This is a genomic window from Holdemania sp. (assembly GCF_986127675.1).
Genome location: NZ_CFQZWI010000140.1, coordinates 1 through 5749, shown reverse-complemented (window position 1 = coordinate 5749; position 5749 = coordinate 1). Strand labels below are relative to the sequence as shown.

8 protein-coding genes and 1 riboswitch are annotated in these 5749 nt (G+C 47.6%); all 8 genes read right to left on the bottom strand.

What is annotated here, in order from left to right; translation table 11 throughout:
* A partial coding sequence (gene nrdD / locus AC5OW4_RS14150; RefSeq protein ID WP_493677118.1) for an anaerobic ribonucleoside-triphosphate reductase occupies positions 1 to 1460 on the bottom strand: 1460 nt, incomplete at its 3' end.
* 284 nt (positions 1461 to 1744) lie between these two features.
* Entirely contained in the window at positions 1745 to 2164 is a 420-nt protein-coding gene (locus AC5OW4_RS14145) for a DUF4430 domain-containing protein (protein WP_072684795.1), read from the bottom strand.
* A gap of 3 nt (positions 2165 to 2167) precedes the next feature.
* Positions 2168 to 2677 carry a cytochrome B gene (locus tag AC5OW4_RS14140; protein ID WP_493677117.1) on the bottom strand — a complete coding sequence of 170 codons (510 nt, stop codon included), beginning with the start codon at positions 2675 to 2677 and terminating at the stop codon, positions 2168 to 2170.
* The gene (locus AC5OW4_RS14135; RefSeq protein ID WP_072684793.1) at positions 2649 to 3149 is read right to left on the bottom strand and encodes a cobalamin adenosyltransferase family protein; all 501 of its coding nucleotides are present in this window, start codon (positions 3147 to 3149) and stop codon (positions 2649 to 2651) included. The genes AC5OW4_RS14140 and AC5OW4_RS14135 overlap by 29 nt, the downstream gene beginning before the upstream one ends.
* A gap of 120 nt (positions 3150 to 3269) precedes the next feature.
* Positions 3270 to 3446, bottom strand: a riboswitch (cobalamin riboswitch).
* Between the two features lie 50 nt (positions 3447 to 3496).
* Positions 3497 to 3946: a hypothetical protein gene (locus AC5OW4_RS14130; protein ID WP_072684792.1), complete on the bottom strand. Its 450-nt coding sequence runs from the start codon at positions 3944 to 3946 to the stop codon at positions 3497 to 3499.
* 10 nt (positions 3947 to 3956) lie between these two features.
* A complete protein-coding gene (locus tag AC5OW4_RS14125; RefSeq protein ID WP_072684791.1) occupies positions 3957 to 4691 on the bottom strand; it encodes a hypothetical protein in 735 nt (244 codons plus the stop codon).
* 28 nt (positions 4692 to 4719) lie between these two features.
* Positions 4720 to 5433: a hypothetical protein gene (locus tag AC5OW4_RS14120; protein WP_493677116.1), complete on the bottom strand. Its 714-nt coding sequence runs from the start codon at positions 5431 to 5433 to the stop codon at positions 4720 to 4722.
* Positions 5434 to 5458: 25 nt separating this feature from the next.
* Positions 5459 to 5749 (bottom strand): hypothetical protein (locus AC5OW4_RS14115; protein ID WP_493677115.1); only part of this gene is annotated, 291 nt, incomplete at its 5' end.

Below are 5749 nucleotides of genomic sequence, written 5' to 3'. Positions count from 1 at the left end.
TCCAGTTCCTGATAGAAGCCCGCCAGATCGCACTGCCCTTGCAAGACCTCGCCATGCTTTAAGCCCAGACGCGGCAGGTTGATCGAGGTGAAGCTGAGGTTGCCCCGGCCGACGACGACTTCGTTTTCCGGATCGATCTCATTGCCGATCACGCGCGTCCGGCAGCCCATGTAGGCGATTTCCGTTTCCGGCCGGCCTTCCTTGTAATATTGCTTATTGAACGGCGCGTCGATGAATGCGAAGTTCGGGAACATCCGCTTGGCAGAAACGCGGCAGGAAAGCTGGAACAGATCATAGTTCGGATCACCCGGATTGTAGTTGACGCCTTCTTTAATCTTGAAGATCAGGATCGGGAAAATCGGCGTTTCATGATTGCCCAGACCGCTCTCCATGGCCAGCAGCAGCTGCCGTGAAACCATTCTGCCCGCTTCGCTCGTATCCGTTCCGAAGTTGATCGAACTGAACGGAACCTGCGCGCCAGCCCGGGAATGCATCGTATTCAAATTGTGGATCAGACCTTCCATTGCCTGATATGTCGCGCGTTCCGTTTTCGCCAACGCTTTTTCATAGACTAACGGCAACTGATCGCCGGTCAGCTCCACCGCCCGCAAATCGTTTAGACCCTCAATCTGGCTCAGCGCCAAATTCAGCGTTTCCAAGTCCAGCGCCTGGGTGTAATCGACATAATCGGTCAACGCCTGACGGTAGTTTTTCTTAAAGGTATGCATGACGCCCGGAGCCAGATAGTAATCAAACAGCGGAATCGACTGACCGCCGTGCTGATCATTCTGATTGGACTGGATTGCAATCGCCGCCAGCGCCGCGTAAGAAGCGATGTCCTTTGGCTCGCGCAGAAAACCGTGGCCGGTATTGAAACCACCCTGAAACAGCTTGTCCAGCGGAATCTGCAGACAGGTTGTCGTGCCCATCGGATAGAAATCCATGTCATGAATGTGGATATCGCCGTTTTCATGCGCGGCCGCCACCTTCGGATCCAGACAATAGGAGGTCGTATAGGCCTTGGTCAGCGTGCTGCCGTACTGCAGCATCATCCCCATCGCGCTGTCGCCGTTGATGTTGGCGTTCTCCCGCTTTTCATTGACTTCCTTCGAGTCCTTGATCCCGAAGTTTTCCAGCGTTTTCATCAGCCGGTGCTGGCGGGATGAGAAACAATCGCGGGCCAGCGCGCGCTTCTGACGGTAGTTCTTAAACGCTTTGTATTCCTCAATGAAGCCTTCCTCGACAAAAGCTTCCTCAACCTGATCCTGAATCTTCTCGATTTCAATCTGCGGCAGATCGGCAGCCTCAATCTGATTCAAAGCCCGGTTCAGGACTTTCCTGACGTTCTCCTCGCTGCAATGTGTGCCGACGTTGGCAAACCCCTTTTCAATGACATTTTGAATTTTTTCCTTGTGAAAGCGGACCGTCCGGCCGTCGCGTTTTATGACTTCAATTTCCATTTCTGCATTCCTCCTACTGTCTATGGGCAAGAAAAACAAGGCCGGCGAAGACATCCGTCCTGTCGCACCTTGTTTCTCATTCATTTTCCTAACGTTGCTTTGGGTTTGTAACATTCCCCATGAATCCTGACCTTCGTTTCTTCAGCCTGAATGGTTTTTATTATACCATATTTTTCCGCAGATCAAAGCCGGATGCTTCTGGAAAATCCAACAAATTCTTACCCGATATCCGGCCGGTGGGGATAATTGCGTCCTGCAAAAAACGAAGTTTGGTTATCGCGGTTTTAATAGCTGTCCGTGTATTTAAATGTGAAATGATCCTGATCCTGAATCGGGGTTTCATCAACGGCCGGACAGAATCCCGCCGCCTTGCAGGCTTCGTTATTTTCCGATTCGTACAGCCACCACGGGCCAGTCGCCATATCCCCCTGTTCTACGTCCAGCAGCGCGGTTAAAAGTCGGCCGTACGTGCTTGTTTCCATTTTCGCTTTCAGCTCCGGCGCCTCCTCCAGCATTTTGCCTAAGGTTTCCGCATCGGTTTTGATCGCTCCGGAAAACAGTTCAGTGCCGTCGATTTCATTAACGACGGTAACGTTGATCGTTTTTGCGCCGGCCACCGTCTTCGGTTTTAGCGCGTTGAAGCCCAGCACACAGACCAGAATTGCAGCCAAAATCGCGGCTGCGGCAATCCATTTCTTTTTCATTTTTTATTTCCTCTCCATCTTTTCCAGCCGGTCAAGCAGCGGATCAAGCAGAAACAGTGCTTCCAGCGCGCTCACTAATCCCTGAATAACCGACGTTTTTAAGCCCAGAACAATGTAAATCAGAGTCACTTTCGGCGAGAACAGAATAAACGGCAGATCGAGCAGCTGACCCGTCGCAAACGAGCACAGACCGACAAGCACGACCGCCGACCACCGATACCGCCGCAGCACCGGCTTCAAGCTGCCGAACAGAAGCGCATAGACGGGATAGATCAGGCAGTAAGCGAAGGTCCAGATGGAAACACCCTGCACCAACATGTTCACCAGCGTAAATACCAACGCGCCATAGAAGACCTCGCGCCGCTCAAACGTCAGCGCCAGCACCGCGATCGTCAGCGTGATCGCTTCCAGATACAGCACCTGCGAAAACATCGTGAACACCACGGCCATCATCGCCGCCATGATCGCGATTCGCGCGATTTGTTTAACCGACATCGTAGCTGCGGGAAGCAAACGGAATCTCGCTCACGCCTTCCAACCGGTTTTCCTTCAGTGCCATCTGGAAGAAAACGTTGGACAACAGATTCCAGAAATCCAGCAGGATCGCCGGTACCGGTTTTTCTTCCCGGTCGATGGCGTACGCGATCCGCAGCACCGCCTTGCACCGGCTGCGCAGCACATGCAGCGCGCAGGCCCCTTCGCAGCCAGCCGGCAGCACAAATTGCCGGAGTGGTCCGTTTTCCTGCGTCAGACGGACATACAGCTGATCAAGCCATTCAAAGTCCTCGTCCCGAATCGCCAGGCGTCCCCGGATTGAGCCGTTGGCATGATAGACCAGTTCGCACAGCTTCAGCAGTTCCGGCTGATGCCTGGCTGAATGCGCCGCCTGGGCGATCAGCGACGCCAGTTCATCGCTGGCAACCTCATAATCACATTGCCGCGAAGTTTCTTTTAGAAACGAATAAGCGCAACAGCGTTGATCCATTCCCAATCCCCCTTTCCAAATAAAAACTCATTCCTGAATTCAGAATGAGTGAGTTTGACTATTCCATGATTAAAACAGAGCTAATCACAGCCTAGCCTTTCATCCTTCACCCAGAAGACAAGACTTCTTTCATTTAAGGCCGGTCTACCGACTTCGCTTCATCCGCCCTTCCGCCTTCCCATATCAATATACAGTGGCTGTTGGAAGTTTGTCCGCTTCACGGTTGCTGGGGCAGTCAGAGAAATTCACTCTGTTCCCGATTAAGCAGTTTCCTGCACCTGAAATGCGAATCCATTATATCATGACTGGTAATAAAATAAAGGTAATTTGCTTAAAAATCCTTCCGGTTACAGGAAGGTCAGAAGCAGAGCGGCAATTCCATCGCTGGCCATCAGCAGCATCGAGCCTGTGACAACGGAAAGTTTCCGCTTACGGATAAAACGAATCAGAAGGAGAATCAGCGTACTTACCGTGCCTATCGTAGAAAGCAAGTTCCTCACCGAATTCCAATTATCTACCCAGCGCAGGTCATACAACAGCGCGAAAACCAGAACGGCAATAAAAGCCAAGATGGCATGTTTCCATTTCTTCGGATCCATTTTCCTATCCGGACAATCCAGGCATTGAAACAAAGCGACAAATAAAACAAAGCAGTAACTAAGAATCAGCCGCAGATCTCCATCCAAATCCAGGCCCTGCGTCTGACAGCCGATCAATACGCCGGCCAGCAGGACTTCCAAAAGCACGAAGACAAAAATCGGTTTCATTCGTTTCCCCATCGTTTTAAGCGTATCCATGCCGTCCTCCTTACTGATGAATCATCAGATCCAATACTAAATTGTCGGATAACGCAGCCTGCCTGACAATCCGGCCGCTGGCCGGACTGACTATCACGCCGACCGCTTCTCCCTGATCCAGAGCTGAAAACACATAAAATCCAGTTTTCTTTTCACTGCGCGTCAACTCGGGCACGTCAGCTTTAAAGATCCGTTCCAGCTCAGATGGAGAAATGTTGGCCGTATAGTGGATGTCTTCATCGCCTTGCCGCGTTAAGATCGCTTCCGCCTGATTTACAGTTTTCATTCCCGTGATCAATGGAAAAGAAAGAATGAGAAAGAATTCTAAAACCAAAATGCAGATATATATTTCAGAGATTCGCTGTCCCCAGCCCGGAATCCGTTTGCGTAAACAAGCATGATACAATAAAGTGCCAGCGCCCATGGCAAGACTATAACCCCATTCTAACATATAGGGCATCTCGACCCATATATAAAGCGCCATGGCAAAGAATAACGGCGGCACCAGCCATCGGGACAGCCTGGAATTGAGCTCATCTTCGCGTCTTTTTTCCCGGCCCTCTTTACCGCGCATAAGCCAGAACACAAAATATATCGGAGGCAGTGCCATAACAAATGACACCTCTACGATATTCTTATACAACCGCTGTGTAACGAAAATGATCAATGCGAGATCTATTCCATAAAGCAGGATTCCCAAAAGCATCAGGCCATATCGGTTCCAAAAACTAGTCTTCCCTTCCATGATAACCTCTTTCTATGTTTTTTTGAGTTTAATATTGAATTAATAGATTTAAAACTTTATTCTCAGAAATGGGCGCTTGAGCTATAATCCGTCCTGTTGTCGGACTGATCAGAATTCCAAGCTTTTCCCCTTGCCGAATCGCTGTATAAACGTATAAATCTGTTTTCTTCTCTTGTTCACTCATTTCCGGTACAGGATCAGAAAAGACCCAACTGATACTAATGGGCGAAGTATTCGTATGATATTCAATCTCGGTATATCCCATTCGTATTAAAACTTCTTCAGCTTTATCAACAGTTCTTAAATTAGTTATAAGCGGAAAAGTAACAGTCATAATGAGTTCTGTCATCAATATACATAGAGCGCACGCTGACAGACGCTTACCCCTGTTCAAAATCTGATTTTTAGAGCTATAATAATAGATCCCATATCCTACGGCAAAAGAAATAAAATACAGATAGGAAAGATCATACGGGATTAACAGAATAAGCACTCCAAAACATAAATGTCCGACTGCTAAAACCCTTCCAAATTTCTCATTCTTCATCCAAGCTTGAGATTTTTCTTTACTAAAAAATAACCAAATGAGAAAAAGGATCGGGCCAATTAAGAAAATCGAATTAAATTCAATAATTTCTTTATACATACGATGAGAATAATTCCATAAAAGACCTAATTCCAAAACATACAACAAAATAATAAGAACTATCAGAATGTACTTCTTCCATCCTTTTCCTTTCATTTTATATCCCCCATCTCGTTTTTACTTATTTTAGCATTAAAAACATAATTTCCGGACTTTCTTTCAAAGCTTTCTCCACAATAATTTCACCGGTATGGGGACTAACAATCAATCCAATATTCTTACCATTTTCAAAGGTGATAAAACCATAGTAATTAAGGACTCGTTCCTTCGAAGTCAATTCATTGATTTCATCCTCAAAGAAAACTTCTGCTTTTGTATAATTGACTGTATTTACAAAGCGGACTTCAGATTGCCTTTGATTTTTTAGTTGTTGAGTAACTTCACATATACTTTTAATTCCGTGTATGGAAGG

What these genes read in the sequence shown, in the direction of transcription:
- AC5OW4_RS14135 (WP_072684793.1), bottom strand. Translation starts at nt 3,149, where the DNA reads ATGGATCAACGCTGTTGCGCTTATTCGTTTCTAAAAGAAACTTCGCGG.
- AC5OW4_RS14125 (WP_072684791.1), bottom strand. Translation starts at nt 4,691, where the DNA reads ATGGAAGGGAAGACTAGTTTTTGGAACCGATATGGCCTGATGCTTTTG.
- AC5OW4_RS14120 (WP_493677116.1), bottom strand. Translation starts at nt 5,433, where the DNA reads ATGAAAGGAAAAGGATGGAAGAAGTACATTCTGATAGTTCTTATTATT.
- AC5OW4_RS14145 (WP_072684795.1), bottom strand. Translation starts at nt 2,164, where the DNA reads ATGAAAAAGAAATGGATTGCCGCAGCCGCGATTTTGGCTGCAATTCTG.
- AC5OW4_RS14130 (WP_072684792.1), bottom strand. Translation starts at nt 3,946, where the DNA reads ATGGATACGCTTAAAACGATGGGGAAACGAATGAAACCGATTTTTGTC.